The sequence below is a fragment of the Fundidesulfovibrio butyratiphilus genome (assembly GCF_054657235.1).
Genome location: NZ_BAAHXA010000001.1, coordinates 2,352,499 through 2,368,800, shown reverse-complemented (window position 1 = coordinate 2,368,800; position 16,302 = coordinate 2,352,499). Strand labels below are relative to the sequence as shown.

At 55.3% G+C, this 16,302-nt stretch carries 15 protein-coding genes; 10 read left to right on the top strand and 5 right to left on the bottom strand.

Features of this window, described 5'->3' with window-relative positions; translation table 11 throughout:
• Nucleotides 1-52: 52 nt before the first annotated feature.
• Together ACYQ01_RS10775 and ACYQ01_RS10770 are read left to right on the top strand one after the other, a co-directional pair.
• Nucleotides 53-373 (top strand): transposase, encoded by a 321-nt coding sequence (locus ACYQ01_RS10775; RefSeq protein ID WP_459931911.1) that lies wholly within the window; start codon nt 53-55, stop codon nt 371-373.
• Nucleotides 370-1,095 (top strand): IS3 family transposase, encoded by a 726-nt coding sequence (locus ACYQ01_RS10770; RefSeq protein ID WP_459933843.1) that lies wholly within the window; start codon nt 370-372, stop codon nt 1,093-1,095. Before ACYQ01_RS10775 ends, ACYQ01_RS10770 begins: the two co-directional genes overlap by 4 nt.
• A gap of 32 nt (nt 1,096-1,127) precedes the next feature.
• Here the strand turns inward: ACYQ01_RS10770 and ACYQ01_RS10765 are convergent, their stop codons facing one another.
• The 5 genes from ACYQ01_RS10765 to ACYQ01_RS10745 all read right to left on the bottom strand — a co-directional run bounded on the left by ACYQ01_RS10765 (nt 1,128) and on the right by ACYQ01_RS10745 (nt 7,567).
• A complete protein-coding gene (locus ACYQ01_RS10765; protein WP_459933842.1) occupies nt 1,128-3,230 on the bottom strand; it encodes a DUF4910 domain-containing protein in 2,103 nt (700 codons plus the stop codon).
• Nucleotides 3,231-3,233: 3 nt separating this feature from the next.
• Nucleotides 3,234-3,461, bottom strand: a complete 228-nt coding sequence (locus ACYQ01_RS10760) for an acyl carrier protein (protein ID WP_459933841.1) — start codon at nt 3,459-3,461, stop codon at nt 3,234-3,236.
• A gap of 7 nt (nt 3,462-3,468) precedes the next feature.
• Nucleotides 3,469-5,259, bottom strand: coding sequence for an HAD-IIIC family phosphatase (locus ACYQ01_RS10755; RefSeq protein WP_459933840.1), 1,791 nt, complete (start codon nt 5,257-5,259; stop codon nt 3,469-3,471).
• A gap of 61 nt (nt 5,260-5,320) precedes the next feature.
• The gene (locus ACYQ01_RS10750) at nt 5,321-6,511 is read right to left on the bottom strand and encodes an SDR family oxidoreductase (RefSeq protein WP_459933839.1); all 1,191 of its coding nucleotides are present in this window, start codon (nt 6,509-6,511) and stop codon (nt 5,321-5,323) included.
• A 150-nt stretch (nt 6,512-6,661) separates the two neighbouring features.
• Nucleotides 6,662-7,567, bottom strand: coding sequence for a class I SAM-dependent methyltransferase (locus ACYQ01_RS10745; RefSeq protein ID WP_459933838.1), 906 nt, complete (start codon nt 7,565-7,567; stop codon nt 6,662-6,664).
• A gap of 444 nt (nt 7,568-8,011) precedes the next feature.
• Here ACYQ01_RS10745 and ACYQ01_RS10740 point away from each other — a divergent pair, with 444 nt between their 5' ends.
• From ACYQ01_RS10740 to anfK, 8 genes are all read left to right on the top strand, one after another.
• Complete coding sequence (locus tag ACYQ01_RS10740; RefSeq protein ID WP_459933837.1) at nt 8,012-9,619, top strand: sigma 54-interacting transcriptional regulator; 1,608 nt, start codon at nt 8,012-8,014, stop codon at nt 9,617-9,619.
• Nucleotides 9,620-10,004: 385 nt separating this feature from the next.
• Nucleotides 10,005-10,847 carry an alpha/beta fold hydrolase gene (locus ACYQ01_RS10735; protein ID WP_459933836.1) on the top strand — a complete coding sequence of 281 codons (843 nt, stop codon included), beginning with the start codon at nt 10,005-10,007 and terminating at the stop codon, nt 10,845-10,847.
• A 511-nt stretch (nt 10,848-11,358) separates the two neighbouring features.
• Nucleotides 11,359-12,186, top strand: coding sequence for a nitrogenase iron protein (gene nifH / locus ACYQ01_RS10730; protein WP_459933835.1), 828 nt, complete (start codon nt 11,359-11,361; stop codon nt 12,184-12,186).
• 25 nt (nt 12,187-12,211) lie between these two features.
• Nucleotides 12,212-12,529, top strand: coding sequence for a P-II family nitrogen regulator (locus tag ACYQ01_RS10725; RefSeq protein WP_459933834.1), 318 nt, complete (start codon nt 12,212-12,214; stop codon nt 12,527-12,529).
• Between the two features lie 12 nt (nt 12,530-12,541).
• On the top strand, nt 12,542-12,907 hold the full coding sequence (locus tag ACYQ01_RS10720) for a P-II family nitrogen regulator (RefSeq protein WP_459933833.1): 366 nt from the start codon (nt 12,542-12,544) through the stop codon (nt 12,905-12,907).
• A gap of 19 nt (nt 12,908-12,926) precedes the next feature.
• Nucleotides 12,927-14,495, top strand: coding sequence for a nitrogenase iron-iron protein, alpha chain (gene anfD, locus ACYQ01_RS10715; protein ID WP_459933832.1), 1,569 nt, complete (start codon nt 12,927-12,929; stop codon nt 14,493-14,495).
• A 14-nt stretch (nt 14,496-14,509) separates the two neighbouring features.
• The gene (gene anfG, locus ACYQ01_RS10710; RefSeq protein WP_459933831.1) at nt 14,510-14,860 is read left to right on the top strand and encodes a Fe-only nitrogenase subunit delta; all 351 of its coding nucleotides are present in this window, start codon (nt 14,510-14,512) and stop codon (nt 14,858-14,860) included.
• Between the two features lie 13 nt (nt 14,861-14,873).
• A complete protein-coding gene (gene anfK, locus ACYQ01_RS10705; protein ID WP_459933830.1) occupies nt 14,874-16,262 on the top strand; it encodes a Fe-only nitrogenase subunit beta in 1,389 nt (462 codons plus the stop codon).
• Nucleotides 16,263-16,302: the final 40 nt, after the last annotated feature.

Sequence of the window (16,302 nt, the reverse complement as noted above, 5' to 3'; positions counted from 1 at the left end):
TTTTCTTGGACACCAACTTGGACGTATGGATCGATCGTCCTGGAGGTGTCGGATGGGCAACGAATCGACGGGTCGGAAGCGGTATTGGGCCAAGCACAAGGCGCAGGTCGTTCTCAGGCTTCTTCGCGGTGAGGACCTGGAACACGTCAGCCGCGAGCTTGGCGTCACGGCGGCGGAACTCAGCGAGTGGCGCGATATGTTCCTTGAAGGCGGAGAATCCGGGTTGAAACCCCGTCCGGTCAGGGAGAGCGTCGAGGTGGACCGGCTCCAGTCCAAGATCGGCGAGCAGGCCATGGAGATCGAGCTGTTGCGGGAAAAGATTGTCCGCATGGAGCAAAACCGCCCTTTGGCCCACAGGCGGTCGAGGAAGTGAGCCGCACCTCTTCCGCCTTCACAGGCAGGCCTTTCGGCGTGACCAGGGTCTGCCGCATCTGGGACGTGGCCCGTTCAACGGTGTACTGGCGACGCCAGCCCTCAGACACGGAGCCCAGGCGTCGCGGTCCTCGTGGTTTTCACACCGACGTCGAGCTGGTGGGCGAGATCAAGGGCGTCCTCGCTGAAAGTCCGTTTACCGGCGAGGGGTACCGCAAGGTCTGGGCCATGCTGCGCGACAAAGGCGTGCGGACCTCCAAGGAACGTACGCTACGTCTGATGCGCCAAAACCGTCTGCTGGCGCACAAGCGTCCAGGCCGGCCGCACGGACCCAAGGCCCATACCGGCACGATCAGAACCGGGCGCGTGGACGAAATGTGGGGCACGGACATGACCACGCCCCTGACCCTCGCGGAAGGCAACGCCTCGATATTTTTCGATATCGATCACTGCTCGCTGGAACTGGTCGGCATTCATGCCGCCAAGCGCGGGACCCGGCTCGAAGCCCTGGAGCCGATCCGGCAGGGCGTGCGCCGCAGCTTTGGGGTGTTCGACAAGGACGCAGCGGCCGGACTGATGCTACGCCACGACCACGGCAGTCAATTCATCTCGGAGGATTTTCAGCGGGAGATCGCCTTCCTTGGGATCAAGGACTCGCCGTCCTCTGTGGGCGAGCCCCAAGGCAATGGCATTGCCAAGCGTTTCGTGCGCATCCTCGCATAAACGTCGCATTCAAAAAAAAGCACAAAAAGTACCTATTTCCAATCTATCAATTTTTCAAGATAAAGCAAATTTAGATAATTTTCCACGGCAGAAAAAGAGAAACCCGTTTTGTCTGCTATTTCAGCAATGCTCAGGCGTCCGTTTATGTAATACGTCACACTATGAATGATCTCTGCCATCGTTCCATAATCCAACTTGTTGAATCGGGAGATGAAAATTTCACCCGTAAACAAGGGAATGGGAATGCGATTTGCCTCGAAAGCCTCAATGATTTTCATCGTGAGATTGACTGAGTCCTCAAGGTGTTCAATGTCCGCCGAAGAAACGTTATCCAAAGAGGTATGATATCCCCGGTACGGGTGATCCTTGTGACTGGGGGGAAGGACCCTGGAAAGAGAGGCCATAGGTACATTGATGCCCTGCGAATTGAACATGCGCTCATCGTTGAGCACGACTTTGCCAAACGGAGCACACCACGATTCAGGATCATGCTCTTTAACAACGAGTGAACAGATTTGATCAATCTCACTGTTGCCTTCTAACGAAAATTGCAAAGAATAAGGGTGCACTGTGGCCAGCATTTCCAAAAAAAGGCCAGCGCGAAAAGTCTTGACCATGTGCATATTATGACTCAAGTACGCCGCGGAACCAATTGTTTCCGGTAAAAACAAAATCCTATATGTATAACGCAGACGTGATTTTCTCTTGAGTCTTTTTGAAATCTCTATCGCTGCAACAACTCCGCTTGTATCATCGTTGGCCATGCAGGGATGGCAAAGATGGGTGCATAAAATAAAAGACTCTTCGCTTGCTCCACGAACAAGAATCTCCCCAACCTTCAGCTCCCCCTTGCTGAACTCGGCATCAATTACCACACGATATGCGTCGTCCTCAAGAGATTCTTTTTGCTCTTGCGTACAGCACAATCCCCAGTCTCGTTCATAATATTTAAAAATAAAAGGAATAGCATCCTGCAACGTATCGTGCGTATACAGATGCTTGAAAAGCTCTTCCCTGTTCACCTCGCCATCAAACGGCAACGAATAGGAAATCACATGCAATCTGTGGTCGCGGGAAGAAAATATTGTTTCTCCGTCAAGCGTTTCAAGACGCGCCTCTCGGCAAGTCCACTTTTCTGGTACTATCCAGGAAAAGCATTCTTCACCTGTTGGATAGGCATGGACATGCATGGGGACAATACTGGCAATGGAGTCGATGGCATCATCATAGCCGTCGGAAACAATGTCGCGGGGCAGTGGAGACAAGGATGCGAGTAAAGTCTGCAGCGAGGCATCCCTCGGTATTGTGACCGGCGAGCGCCTTGGGGGAACACGGCGAATTTCTTCTTCGAGTGGATTGACATCCGGATCTCTGGCAAAGCACATTGGATTATGGATTAACATTCTTCTGGCAACTGAAAATATGTCTTCAATTGATGCCACGGTAATACTTGCCAGCCCTAACGATACAACGTTGCAACTGCTTTGTGCTATCAATTGCTCCTGTGCTCTGTCAAACTGAGGCAGGCTAAAGTCGCCAAATGTTCTCACGGAATAGATCCAACGCTCCCGCCTTGTACTGTTTCCCTCCCGGATTACACCTGAGAATAGCTTTCGATATCGGTGCGGAGCATTGCACGCTTGTTCAAGATAGTGGATTCCAGTAAAGTAATATATGTCAAGCCCAATCTGGCACAACTTAGCGCCCGCCGTTTCCAAACGAGCGTATAGACAATCGGGCCCAAAACAGTCATTGGGAAGATCGCGAAAGAGCTCATCAACTGCAGGACCTATTCCGGCTACCGAAAATATTGGGTCCGATGAACGCTTCACACCCTGCAATTTACGGAAACGGTTGCCAAAAGGACCCACTTCAGACGGCGTGTTGACTGGATCATATGGGGCCCTTGCGCAGAAGCTGTACGAATATGTCGGCGTGAAAAACGATCCCTCCGGGCCAAGAACGTCAAGCATGGCTGAGAGGACTACATCAAAGGAGTCCTTCCCTTGATACGCTTCCTCGGGGATGCCAAGCGGGAGAAGCGATATGTGGCTGAAGACAATATCACCACGCTTGATACCACAACTCTGAAGAGCGCGAACAACGTCATGGTAAGTATAATGAAAGCGAGGCATTCGTTAGCCCAAAACTTCCTTGATATTTTCTACAATAAGCTCGACAGAAACCATGGTCGTAATCTGTTCGTCACTGAATTGGACATCAAATTCCTGTTCTAGAGCAAGAACTATATTGATATGTTTCAGTGAATCCCATGCCTCAATCGTATCGGGAGAAGAAGCCTCCGTAATCTGCTCGACAGGAATCTTGAGGACAGATGCAATAATTTCACGCACTTTATCAATCATGGCGTACTCAACCCTCGCTGGTAATATTTGACGTTATGGAGTTAAAAAAATCCGGTTTCCCTGGAATATCCCGCGTCAGGTCAAAAGCGAATGCCACCCCCCCAGGATCAAGGGTCATTGAAAGCCTATAAAATCCGTTGTTTTCATAAAAGCTCTCGACCTGCGCGTTTTTGCGGGTAGGGATATACACACCAACCGCTTTTGTAAATCCTTTCCCCTGAGCCAAAGCAAGAGCTTCGTGTAGCAAAACGCGCTCAACTCCCCGACCGAGGACCCTGCACGAGAGCAGAAACGAATCAAACACTGCGTAGTCTTCCGTATAGTTCAGCACACAAACGCCAACGATCCCCAACCCACCAAACCTATCTGCCAATTTGACACAAAAAACATCATGAGAACTTGCAGCGGAGAACCTCTCAATATCTACTTCGCTGTAGCGCCTCGTTGTAAGGTTAAACTGATTTGTCTTTTGTGTTAGCTGGGATATCCTCGGAATGGAAAACGCTTCCGCAAAAGTTATCTCGATATCCATACACAGAGACTTGTAGTAGGACTCCATGTCGACAGATTTTATATGCAGAGACTTTCTTTGAATATCTGCCCTATACATGGCCCCGCGCTGTTTGTCTTCTTCAGATATCGATAGCGAGTCGAAGAGACCGCATCCGGACAAAATCCTTTTATAAGATCCAGGAGTTGATTTCGGAAGGGGTATGGTTTCCACTTCCGGCAGAGCTGCCCGGACAAGATTGATTTCAAATTCGGAATCATCCACAAAGACCATACTCTCCAAACCAATGTTCAGAGTGTTGGCCAGACGCATTAGATTGGACGCCTTGTCCTCCCAATTAATTTCCCAGGCAGCTATATGCTCTCTCTTAAGCACCATATCCGTATGTTTATCGAAAACCTCCCACACATCCGCTTCATTGTTTTTTGAGCAAAGCGCCAAGATTATACCTCGGTTATACAAATTCACTATTTCATTTTGAAACTCAACATAATAAGATCCAGGAAATGTTTGGCCAAGTTTAATATTTTGGAGTTTATCTTCCCCAATGATCCCTCCCCAGAGGGTGTTGTCACAATCCAGAACCAGACATTTTTTATTTTTTCCCTTATACGCCCGGACAAAACGAAAGACTTCAAAGCCAATTTCCGTGAGCGCTGCTCGGCTGTAGGGAGCACGCCCCAAATGCCACAACCGCTGATCAAGATATGTTGACCACCCTAGACGTCCAGAGAGTACAGCTAGGTCAAAATAATAAGCATTCAAAGTACTTCGACATGCGTGACGAATCAGCTCGTTCAGATGACGGATTGTGTTTGCTTGCCCATGTTCGTTCTGGGCATCCCATATGCCCATCGCAGGATGGGGTGGAATTTCGAATCCGCAAAATAAAACAAGTCCATCTGTTTTTCCCCGAATCCCTGAAACCAACTCACGAAAATATTTCCCCAGACGCTCCACTTCGGCTTGCAAGGCCGCCTCGCCAAGAGAGGAAAACCGTAAAGCGATATCGGGCGACAATGTTTCGAGATATAAAAAGACCAGCACGCAATCTGTTTCATTATTAATCAGGGCAGTGCTTTCCCCGAACACTTCCTGATACACATTGTCATATTCACCAAAGACCACCTTCGTATCAAAGTGCATTTGCAAGCCATAAAACTGCAGGATCGGAACAATCGCTTCAATCGTTATATTTCGCAATACAGCAATGTTGAGCGGCGTAAATTCGCTAAAGTCAGTCGAATTGACGATCTTTTGCATCTCTGAATATGACGTGTTACTCATAAATTTCCTTCATTCGCTCCAAGTCCAGTCTCCCGCTTCTCCCCATTTCGAATTTGGCAGGCTACTCCATTACAGACCCACCGCTTACCCTAAAATTCTGACCGGTTAGGAATGACGCCCCGGGACTGAAGAGAAACGCTACAAGGCTTGCGATATCCTCAGGAACCGCAAGGCGACGCAACGGTGTTTGCATCTTTGCGACCATTTTGGCTTTTTCTGGCATCCCTGCAATCATTGTGGTCTGGGTCATGGAAGGTGAAACCGTCATGGCGCGAATTCCTTTGGGACCATACTCCACGGCAATGCATCGCGTAAAAGCGGCCAGGGCGGCCTTCGCTGAAGCGTAGTGAGCGAACTGCGTGGGTGGAACGCTATCTGCGGAAGTACTCCCTATGGTCAGGAACAATCCAGCTTTCCCCTCGACGAGGTAAGGCAACAGGCTTGAACACAGATTAAAGGCACCTTTTAGCATAATATCAAGGTGCGTCTGAATCTGATCCCATTTCATATCGGCGAACAAGGTCGGGATGATCCTGCTGGACGCATTATGAACACACCCCGCGAAATGATCATACCGGGCCTTGGTCTCTTCCACCATGGCCAATACCTGCTCCGGGTCACGAACATCCGCCTGGTACGCAATCGCTTCGCCACCGCCAGAGAGGATCTCGGAAACGACCTCCCGGGCCTGATCTATGCTCGAAGAGCAATTGACCACGATAGGGTGCCCCGCTTTGGCCAGCGCGAGCGCTATTGCCGCCCCGATGCCTCGACTGGCCCCGGTTACAATGACAGCCCCTTTTTCGATACCGTTCATTTTCCTCTCCTCCATGACTTTCGGCTTCAGCACCTTCACTTTTGCCTCGCCTTCCAGAACGCGATCCCCGGCTTCCCCGAGAATGATTGTCTCCAAGACAAGAATCCGCTGTGACAAGCTCTTTTGCAGAACGGTCACCCGTACAGTGATGACTTCATCAAGGCGCACCGGACGCAAAAAGTGAATAGACTGCTCAAACCACAAGGCCCCTTTGCCGGGGAGCTTCGTACCAATAATCGTTGAAAGGAAAGACGCGGTCAGCATCCCGTGCACCACTCGCTTGCCGAACCCCGTGTCCTGGGCAAAGGCGTCATCCATATGCAAAGGATTGTTGTCTCCCGTCAGATCGCAAAACGTCTGGACATCTTGAATAGAAATCTTATGGTTCAACTCCGCTTGGTCACCGACTTGAATAGTCTCGAAATCATCCACCATATATGTACTCTTTCACTTTTTGCTAGAAGAATTGACCGTTTCCGCAATTCATAAAATCCTGTCCATGAGGACAATTATCCATGCAATTTGCAAAAAACAAAAATAATTTATTATAGCATCCCACTACCAGCTGGAATTTTCAACGAGCAGCTAGCGGACAAGCACGGCTGCATAGTTGATCTCAGCCTTCTGCACATCCCACTCGGACTCCGGTATATCACCAACGCCAAGCACAAGCTCTCTCTCTATGGAAAAACCAGCAGCCCTGAGCTCATTGCGGATGTGCCCAACGCTGTCGTAAAGATAGGTATGGTCAACTGCAGGACAGTTTGCACATGTCGTTATGAAAACACGACCATTTTCAGCAGTCATTGAATACAATTTCTCAAGCAACGGGATAGTTTCGTCCAGGTGCTCCAGCACCTCGCACATGCATAGAAAGTCATACGCTTCCCCTGAAAAGTTCCGCACATCGTTCACGATGAAATCGCATTCTTTCCCCCGCGTAAAGTGGTCAACGACCTCCTTTGAAATACGCAGAGAGACAGGACTGATGTCCACAGCAGAAAAAGCTGTATTTTTGAAAATATTCATTGCTTCGGCAAGATAGACCCCATGTCCCGGGCCGATCTCAAGATACCGGGTCGCGTTTGAATGCAGCCGACACGTTTGCTTAAAGAACTTGAAAATTGCATAGTGATTTGGCCAGAGAAACTGCGAGAGGGCCAATCCGTACATGTACGACGCCATTTCCGTCTCGGAACTGTACACATTTTCAAAAGCATGCTTTGAATCTGTACAGCTATATACCCCGGCACGCTTGAAAAGCATCTGCTGACGCAACATGTCCTTGCATATTTTGAGGTAGGCATCGGCCACATACGCCGGAGACAATCCCTTCGCATCGAGAAGGGACAGCATGTTGTCTGCAAAAGCATTGGCATCCTGCCAATACGCCCGATCTTGCCGAGAAAGAAATGCATTTATGGCTTTTTTCTGAAGCGGACTTTGACCGGCCACGAGTTCAGCAAACACCATAAAGGTTTCATTTTCCAACGAAAATTACCTCATTTGTGGCAGGAAAGGCTTGATTTGACAATTCTTGATTGTTCCTGATCCGAGGATGTCTGGTCAGTTCCCTGTTGGTCTCTTTCAGGCCAAATCATTTCTTTTAATTATAGACTTCATGAGTGCGCACCCGCAACATATTTTCGACTCATCCGGCTGATCCTCCCGATGCGAGAACCGGGCCCTCTCTGCCCTCAAAGCGTTGCGCGATCGTCCCTTTGAGATGGCACAAACCTTGCTTGACACACACTCCGGAAGACTGGCCGAATTCCATGTCGGTCCGGCCGACCTCCCCTTCCAGGAAGCATGTAACCTGTCGAAGTCTCTGGTGTTCTTGTCCTTGAACCGCGCGAGCGAAAGCGACCGGCCAGTTACGGCGGCGCGCGTTGGTTGCCCTTTTGGGCCAAGCCCGCAGTCGCCTGGAGCATTACCGTGAACAAAATTGAAGACCAGATGACCTGCGAGGAAAGGCAGCGCTTTTCCCTGCCCAAAGAATGCCATGCCGGGGTGTGCCGGGGCAAGATCATCCCGTTGCTCGCCGCCATGGGGCAGGCTATTTCGGAGCAAAACGACCTGTCGCTGGCCCTGGATTGTCTGCTCGATTACATGAGCCTCCACATGGGATTCACCCGGGCCATGGTGAATCTGTACCACCGGGAAACCGGACGCATCTTCATCCATAAAAGCATGGGCCTCACCGATGAGGAGCAGGCGCGCGGGGTCTATTATCTGGGCGAAGGGGTTACCGGCAAGGTCGTGGAAGCGGCAAAGACATTTATCGTACCGCGTATCGGCAACGAACCGACATTTTTGAATCGCACCGGCAGCCTGTCCGCCAACGAAGACGCGGAAATGTCTTTCGTGTGCGTGCCCATTGCGCGCGCGACCAAGGTGCTTGGCACGATCAGCGCGGAACGTCTGTACGACAGCGACGCGCTTCTTTCCAAGCATGTCGACGCCCTCACGGTGGTTTCCTACATGTTGGCCCAGGCCGTCGAACTCTATCTTGTGGAAAACGTGGACAAGGTCCAGTGGGAACGCCAGACGCGCGAGCTCATGGGCAAGCTCAAGCCCCGGTTCAAACCGGCCAAGATCATCGGCGCTTCCAAGGTGATGGAGGAGGTCTTCGCCCTGATCACCAAGGTGGCCAAAACCAACACCACCGTGCTGTTGCTCGGCGAAAGCGGAGTCGGCAAGGAGATGATCGCCGACGCGATCCACGGCGAAGGCGTCGCGCCGGGTGGACCGATGGTCAAGTTCAACTGCGCCGCGCTCCCCGAGAGCATTCTGGAAAGCGAACTCTTCGGCCACGAGAAGGGCTCGTTCACCGGAGCGAGCCAGGCCCGCAAGGGACGCTTCGAAGAGGCCAACGGAGGCACCATTTTTCTCGACGAGGTGGGCGAGCTGTCGCTCGGCATGCAGGCCAAGATCCTGCGCGTGCTCCAGGAGCGCACCTTCGAACGCGTGGGCGGCAACAGGCCGATCAAGGTCGATATCCGCATCATCGCCGCCACCAACCGGGACCTCGCGGCCATGTGCGCCGAGGGGACGTTCCGCCAGGACCTCTACTACCGGCTCAACGTCTTTCCCCTGGTCATTCCGCCGCTGCGCGAACGCGGCAGCGACATCATCACCATCGCCGAGCATTTCGTCGCCCGCTTCGCCCGGGAGAACGGCAAGCGCATCGGCCGAATCAGCACGCCGGTGCTCAACATGCTCATGGCCTACCCCTGGCCGGGAAACGTGCGCGAGTTGGAAAACGTCATCCAGCGGGCGGTGATCCTGACCGAGGACGACACCATCCACGGCTACAACCTGCCTCTGTCCTTGCAGTCCACCGTGATTTCCGAACTCGACACCAGTAGCAAGCTGGACGCCAAGATGTCCTCGGTCGAATATGAAATGCTGGTCGAGGCGCTCCGCCTGCACCAGGGCAACATGAGCAGGGCCTCCAAGGAGTTGGGAATTACCCGGAGGACCCTGGGACTGCGCATCAAGAAATACGCCATTCCCTACAAGTCGTTTCGCGGTCCGAAATGACGGGCAGGGGACAACCCCGCCCCTGAAAAGGGGAAGGCGTCAGCAAGCGGCCCGGCCTGCCTGATGCGAACGGGCGATACCTTGCGCTCGGGCTTCCGAAACAATATTTTGCGCGTGTTCCCAAAGCGTGTCGACACGTGCGTGCTCCCATGCTATAGATTTGCATGCGAAAGCTGCAATGGCCATCCTCTTTACAACAAAAAAATTGCCTTGAGCGCAGGCACCGATACGACAAACAGGCGACATGCCCCTTGCATTCCTTCCTATTTCCTCATGCTCTACCGGACAATGGAAACGTGGCATCGCATAACACAGCGGAAGTACCACTTTTAACGCTCCAGGTATTTCCTGGAGCAACAATCGCCGTACCCGGCATGAGGAAACCATGACCTATCGTTCAAGATTCACAGGAGTCACTCTGTGCGTTTCGTGTCTCCTGGTTCTGCTTTTGGGGACCACCGCTTCTCTCGCCTTGGCCAAAGACATTGCGCCTGCGGGCGAAAAGATCGCCGTAGACTCCCAGGGACATGCTATCTATCAGGTAAACGCCAACGGAATCAAAATCGGGTACAAGTTGATAGGTTCTGGTGAGCCACTGCTGTTGCTTACCGGGCTCGGCGCCACCATGGAAAACTGGACGCCGGAATTTATTGAGGAGGCATCGCGGAAGTATCAATTGATCCTCATGGACAACCGGGGAATGGGGTATTCCACGGACAACGGCCAGCGATTCACGTATCGCCTTTTCGCGAAAGACGTTGTCTGCCTGCTGGATTCACTCGGTGTCCAAAAAACAAACGTGCTCGGCTATTCACAGTCTAGCGTGACAACACAAAATTTGCTCCTTTACTCTCCTGAGCGCTTCGGCAAAGCTATCCTCCATGCCACTTCCATCGATGGAAAAGCCGTTGCCGCCGTCTTTAAAAGCAGAGCCTTGCCTGATAACCCTACGATACAAAAACAAATCCAGGCGGCCATGGGTTGGAAGGCGCCCTTGAAAAAGATGACGCTGATCAAGAATCAGGTCATGTTGCTGGTCGGAACGGCGGATACGGTCGTGGGCACGAAGAGTTCAACGGTGCTGGCCAGCTTGATCCCTGGCGCTTGGCTGGTTCAGTTCAAAGGTGGAACGCACCATGTGCAATTTGAAGCGCCAGCCGCCTTTACCCGGATCGTCTTGACCTTCTTGGCGATGGACGAAACGGTTCCCGCCAAACACAATCCATAGCAGCCTGTTGACAAATCCTCGCTGGCTGCGTCGCTCCAAAAAACGCAAGCCCTCGACGGATGCCGACTCCGCTTCGGCTTGACTGTTTCTCGCGCCGTGCCAGCGAGCTTTTTGAACGGGCTGCGCGAATCGACTTTTGGGGCGGCCTTTTGAGCCCGGTGTGTACGTCCCGGTCACCGGCCCTGAAGTCCGGGACCACGGGGAGCGTCCGTCCCGCCTTCAACCTACTGGAAAAACACAAGAGAGTCCGAAGTGTTCCCCAGGGAACGCCCTTTTGGCGGGTTTGTACCGTCGCGTACGCATTCTCGTCCCGAAAACCGCTGTGTGCGCTTGCCCCTTGATGTCCAGCGCATGGTGTCCCTGAAAAAATTCAAATACTTCGACCCATTACAACAGGATTTTCCCCGAAACGCCACGCCGGCGCGGTTTTCGCCGTCGTTGGCACGGTCTATGCCTTTGCCCCTCTGAAACCGCACGCCGCGATTTCGACTTTTACCAAACGGAGAGAATCATGACGCGCAAGATCGCTATCTACGGCAAGGGCGGCATCGGCAAGTCCACCACGACCCAGAACACCGCCGCGGCCATGGCGCATTTCCACGACAAGAAGATCTTCATCCACGGCTGCGACCCCAAGGCCGACTCCACCCGCCTGATCCTGGGCGGCAAGCCCCAGGAAACCATCATGGACACCCTGCGCATTCTCGGCGCGGAGAAAGTCACCAACGATAAGGTCATCAAGCGGGGCTACATGGACATCCAGTGCGTGGAGTCCGGCGGACCCGAGCCGGGCGTGGGCTGCGCCGGGCGCGGGGTCATCACCGCCATCGACCTCATGGAGTCCAACGGCGCCTACACCGACGACCTGGACTTCGTGTTCTTCGACGTCCTGGGCGACGTGGTCTGCGGCGGCTTCGCCATGCCCATCCGCGACGGCAAGGCGCAGGAGGTCTACATCGTGGCCTCGGGCGAGATGATGGCCGTCTACGCCGCCAACAACATCTGCCGGGGCCTGGTGAAGTACGCCAAGCAGAGCGGCGTGCGTTTGGGCGGCGTGATCTGCAACAGCCGCAAGGTGGATCAGGAACGCGAGTTTCTGGAAGAGTTCACCGAGGCCATCGGCACCCAGATGATCCACTTCGTCCCCCGCGACAACATCGTGCAGAAGGCCGAATTCAACAAGAAGACCGTCACCGAATGGGACGACCAGCAGGACCAGGCCAAGGAATACAGCGAGCTGGCCCACAAGATCATCGTCAACGACAACTTCGTTATCCCCAAGCCGCTCAGCATGGACCAGTTGGAAGCCATGGTGGTCAAGTACGGCCTCGCGGACTGACGCCCGACACACAAGGAGCGACCCAATGAAGATGATCAAGGCCATCGTGCGCCCGGACGCGGCGGAAACCGTCACCGAGGGCCTGGCCGAGGCGGGCTTCTTCACCATGACCAAAATCCAGGCCTTCGGACGGGGCAAGCAAAAGGGCATCAAGGTGGGCGACATCCATTACGACGAGTTGCCCAAGGTGATGATCATGATGGTGGTGGACGACAAGGACGTGGACGAAGTGATGAAGCTCATCAAGTACAAGGCCTACACGGGCAACTTCGGCGACGGCAAGGTGTTCGTGCTCCCGGTGGACAAGGCCTTCACCGTCCGAACCGGCCAGTTGGGCCTGTAGGCGGAGGCGGCCATGAAAGAGATCATCGCCATCATCCGGCCCAAGAAGGTCAAGGCCACCAAGGACGCCCTGGAAGCGCTCGGCTACCCCAGCTTCATGGCCCTGTCCGTGCTCGGACGCGGCCATCAGCGCGGCATCGCCGCCGAAGTGGCCTGCGAGCTGCCCGCCGACCTGCTGGGGCGCTCCGGCGGCATGAAGTACGTCCCCAAGCGCATGATCTCCGTCGTCGTCCCCGACGCCGACGCGGACCAGATCGTCAACACCATCATCCAGGTCAACCAGACCGCCCAGATCGGGGACGGGAAGGTCTTCGTCCTCCCGGTCGAGGAAGCCATGCGCGTGCGCACCGACGAACACGGCGACGCGGCCATTCTGTAGCATTCAAGGGAGCCCACTCATGCCATATCACCTGTTCAAGTGCAGCGAATGCATTCCGGAAAGGGGGAAGCACGCGGTCATCAAGGGGCCCGGCGAAACCCTGACCGACGCCCTGCCGTTGGGCTATCTGAACACCATCCCGGGCACCATCTCCGAGCGCGGCTGCGCCTATTGCGGCGCCAAGCACGTGATCGGAACGCCCATGAAGGACGTCATCCACCTGAGCCACGGTCCCGTGGGATGCACCTACGACACCTGGCAGACCAAGCGCTACATAAGCGACAACGACAACTTTCAGATCAAGTACACCTTCGCCACGGACATGAAGGAAAAGCACATCGTGTTCGGGGCGGAGCAGATGCTCAAGCAGAGCATTCTCGACGCCTTCAAGGCCATGCCGCACATCAAGCGCATGAGCATTTACCAGACCTGCGCCTCGGCCCTCATCGGCGACGACATCGAGGCCGTGGCCCAGGAGGTCATGGAGGAGCTGCCCGATGTGGACATCTTCGTGTGCAACTCCCCGGGCTTCGGCGGCCCCAGCCAGTCCGGCGGGCACCACAAGATCAACATCGCCTGGCTCAAGCAGAAGGTGGGCACCTACGAACCGGAGATCAAAAGCGACTACGTGATCAACTACGTGGGGGAATACAACATCCAGGGCGACCAGGTGGTCATGGACGACTACTTCAAGCGCATGGGCATCCAGGTGCTCGCCACCTTCACGGGCAACGGCTCCTACGACGACCTGCGGGGCATGCACCGGGCGCACCTGAACGTGCTCGAATGCGCCCGCTCGGCCGAATACATCTGCAACGAACTCAAAAAGCGCTACGGAACCCCCCGCCTGGACATCGACGGCTTCGGGTTCAAGCCCCTGGGGGACTCCCTGCGCAAGGTGGCGCTCTTCTTCGGCATCGAGGACCGGGCCAAGGCCATCATCGAGGAGGAAACCGCCCGCTGGAAGCCCGAGCTGGACTGGTACGCGGCCAGGCTCAAGGGCAAGAAGGTCTGCCTGTGGCCCGGCGGCTCCAAGCTGTGGCACTGGGCCCACGTGATCCACGACGAGATGCATGTGGACGTGGTCTCGGTCTACACCAAGTTCGGCCACCAGGGCGATATGGAGAAGGGCATCGCCCGCTGCGAGGAGGGAGCCCTGGCCATCGACGACCCCAACGAGCTGGAAGGCCTGGAAGCCATGGACATGCTCGAGCCCGACATCATCTTCACCGGCAAGCGTCCGGGCGAGGTGGCCAAGAAGGTCCGGGTTCCCTACCTCAACGCCCACGCCTACCACAACGGCCCCTGGAAGGGCTGGGAAGGCTGGGTGCGCTTCGCCCGAGACGTCTACAACGCCATCTACTCGCCCATTCACGAGCTTTCCAAGCTCGACATCAGCAAGGACGAAATCCCCACGGACAAGGGGTTCGTGACCCGGCGCATGCTCTCGGACCCGGGCCTGCCCGAGGAAGTCCGCAACTCCGCGCTGATGCGTCCCTACACGGGCAAGTACGACTGCCTGCCCGGGTACCTTCGCGAGACGTACCCCTACATGGGGAGAAAGCCCGCCTCGTCCACGGCGGCCTGACCAGGGAGGACGCCATGGAAGAACCGCGCAAGGAACGCATCGAACTGCTTGTCGACTACATCATGAAAAAGTGCCTGTGGCAGTTCCACTCCAGGGCCTGGGACAGGCGCGACCAGAACGAAGGCGTGCTCACGAAAACACGCCAGATCCTCTGCGACGAGAAGGTGAGCCTCGAAACGCCGGCCGACCGCTGCTACTGGGTGGACGCCGTGCTCCTGGCCGAGGGGTTCCGGGAAAGATACCCCTGGCTGAAATCCCTGCCCAAAGAAGAGATCGCGGCCATGATGCAAGGCCTGCACGAGCGCATGGACTACCTGACCATAGACGGTTCGCTCAACCAGGAACTCACGGATCAGCACTACTAGAAGGAACACCCTTATGACTTGCGAACTCATGGAACGCTCGCGCCCGGGGATCATAAATCCCATCTTCACCTGCCAGCCGGCGGGGGCGCAGTTCGTCAGCATCGGCATCAAGGAGTGCATCGGCATCGTGCACGGCGGCCAGGGGTGCGTCATGTTCGTGCGTTTGCTCTTCTCCCAGCACTTCAAGGAGAGCTTCGAGCTGGCCTCGTCCTCGGTGCACGAGGACGGAGCGGTCTTCGGGGCCTGCGGACGAGTGGAGCAGGCCGTGGACGTGCTGCTCATGCGCTACCCCCACGTCAAGGTCGTTCCCATCATCTCCACCTGCTCCACAGAGGTCATCGGCGACGACATCGACGGCGTGGTCACCAAGCTCAACGAGGGTCTGCTAAAGGACAAGTACCCGGACCGCGAGGTACACCTGATCCCCATTCACACGCCCAGTTTCGTGGGCAGCATGGTCACCGGCTACGACGTGGCCATGCGCGACATTGTCAGCTATTTCGCTCGGCGCACGCAGCCAAGCGGCAAGCTCAACGTGTTCACCGGCTGGGTCAATCCCGGAGATGTCACGGCCATCAAGCACCTGCTCCAGGCAATGGACATCGACGCCACCGTGCTCTTCGAAATCGAGACGTTCGACTCGCCCATCATGCCCGAGGGCAACCACGTCTCCCACGGCGAAACCACCATCGCGGACCTGCGGGGCACGGGCGACGCCCTGGGCACCATCGCGCTCAACCGCTACGAGGGCGGCAAGGCGGCGCAGTACCTGGAAAAAGAGTTCGACATCCCCACCGTGATCGGTCCGACGCCCATCGGCATCCGCAACACCGACACGTTCCTGGCGAACCTCAAGAAGCTGACCGGCAAGCCCATCCCGGAATCGCTGGTTCGCGAACGCGGCATCGCCATAGACGCCCTCACCGATCTGACGCACATGTTCTTCGCGGACAAGCGCGTGGGCATCTTCGGCAATCCCGACATGGTGATCGGTCTCGCGGAGTTCTGCATCGACCTGGAAATGCAGCCCAAGATCCTGTTGCTTGGCGACGACAACCCCAACTACGTCAAAGACCCGCGCGTCAAGGCGCTTCAGGAAAACGTGGATTGGGACATGGAGATCGTCACCAACGCCGACTTCTGGGAGCTGGAAAACAGGATAAAGAACGGCGGGCTGGAGCTGGACCTGCTCCTTGGCCACTCCAAGGGCCGGTTTCTCTCCCTCGACCACAACATCCCCATGTTCCGGGTGGGGTTTCCCACCTACGACCGCGCCGGCATGCATCGCCATCCCATTGTGGGCTACGCCGGAGCCATCTGGCTGGCCGAGCAGATGGCCAACGTCCTGTTCACGGACATGGAATACAAGAGAGTCCGGGAGTGGAGCCTCATGATGTGGTGATCCCGGGGAGACGCCCCGGGGCGTCCCGGCCGCCGGCCCG

What these genes read in the sequence shown, in the direction of transcription:
- ACYQ01_RS10775 (WP_459931911.1), top strand. Translation starts at nt 53, where the DNA reads ATGGGCAACGAATCGACGGGTCGGAAGCGGTATTGGGCCAAGCACAAG.
- ACYQ01_RS10765 (WP_459933842.1), bottom strand. Translation starts at nt 3,230, where the DNA reads ATGCCTCGCTTTCATTATACTTACCATGACGTTGTTCGCGCTCTTCAG.
- ACYQ01_RS10760 (WP_459933841.1), bottom strand. Translation starts at nt 3,461, where the DNA reads ATGATTGATAAAGTGCGTGAAATTATTGCATCTGTCCTCAAGATTCCT.
- ACYQ01_RS10755 (WP_459933840.1), bottom strand. Translation starts at nt 5,259, where the DNA reads ATGAGTAACACGTCATATTCAGAGATGCAAAAGATCGTCAATTCGACT.
- ACYQ01_RS10750 (WP_459933839.1), bottom strand. Translation starts at nt 6,511, where the DNA reads ATGGTGGATGATTTCGAGACTATTCAAGTCGGTGACCAAGCGGAGTTG.
- ACYQ01_RS10735 (WP_459933836.1), top strand. Translation starts at nt 10,005, where the DNA reads ATGACCTATCGTTCAAGATTCACAGGAGTCACTCTGTGCGTTTCGTGT.
- nifH (WP_459933835.1), top strand. Translation starts at nt 11,359, where the DNA reads ATGACGCGCAAGATCGCTATCTACGGCAAGGGCGGCATCGGCAAGTCC.
- ACYQ01_RS10725 (WP_459933834.1), top strand. Translation starts at nt 12,212, where the DNA reads ATGAAGATGATCAAGGCCATCGTGCGCCCGGACGCGGCGGAAACCGTC.
- ACYQ01_RS10720 (WP_459933833.1), top strand. Translation starts at nt 12,542, where the DNA reads ATGAAAGAGATCATCGCCATCATCCGGCCCAAGAAGGTCAAGGCCACC.
- anfD (WP_459933832.1), top strand. Translation starts at nt 12,927, where the DNA reads ATGCCATATCACCTGTTCAAGTGCAGCGAATGCATTCCGGAAAGGGGG.
- anfG (WP_459933831.1), top strand. Translation starts at nt 14,510, where the DNA reads ATGGAAGAACCGCGCAAGGAACGCATCGAACTGCTTGTCGACTACATC.
- anfK (WP_459933830.1), top strand. Translation starts at nt 14,874, where the DNA reads ATGACTTGCGAACTCATGGAACGCTCGCGCCCGGGGATCATAAATCCC.